At 54.6% G+C, this 676-nt stretch carries 1 protein-coding gene; it reads left to right on the top strand.

All coding sequences use genetic code 11. The annotated features are described in order from the left end of the window. A partial coding sequence (locus A3722_RS25200; protein WP_161488237.1) for a recombinase family protein occupies positions 1-400 on the top strand: 400 nt, incomplete at its 5' end. Positions 401-676 lie beyond the last annotated feature (276 nt).

Raw genomic sequence — 676 nt, 5'->3', positions numbered from 1 at the left:
GTCTCTCACGCAAGTGATCAAAACAGCCTCCGACATCGCTGAGCGCGGCATCGCCCTTAAAGTCCTGACCCAGAACATCGACACCAGCACTTCAGAGGGGAGGTTATTTTTCCACATGACAGCAGCCTTCGACGAGTTTCAACGTGAGTTGATTGTTGAAAACACCCGCGCCGGTCTCAAAGCCGCCGCAAAACGCGGACGCCGAGGCGGTCGGCCAAAGGCTATGAACGAGCAAAACATCAAACATGCCGAAGCCATGCTTAAGGATACCGAAAACTACCCATTCATCGGCGACGTCATTGACCAGCTCAAAATTGGCCGCACCGCATTCTACAAATACTTCCCCACAGATCGCATCAAACAGCTGCGACCTGACCACTCAGACGCGCATAAAGCGTAGCTAAATCCTGTGGGACTTTTGGTACCTTTATGCTGATAGACCCCAAGACATCGCATCCGCGTTCATCTTCCTCCAGCGCACTTTGGGCGGGCTACAGAGCGCGGAGCTTAACCGCCACGCTTTCGTTTCAAGCATCGCGGAAGAACTGCAATGCGCACACGAGGATGCAGAGCCCCTTGTTGCGGCGCGTCTCCAATGCCTGAAACCCAGACCGGAATTGACCGAAGAAGAGCTTGCAGCGTCGAAGGCGCGCCTTCGACGCTGCAAGCTCTTCTT

It is taken from the genome of Sulfitobacter sp. HI0027 (assembly GCF_001634775.1).
GTDB lineage: Bacteria > Pseudomonadota > Alphaproteobacteria > Rhodobacterales > Rhodobacteraceae > Sulfitobacter.
Note: the sequence above shows the minus strand (reverse complement) of the source record. Positions and strands in the feature narration are given on the sequence as shown.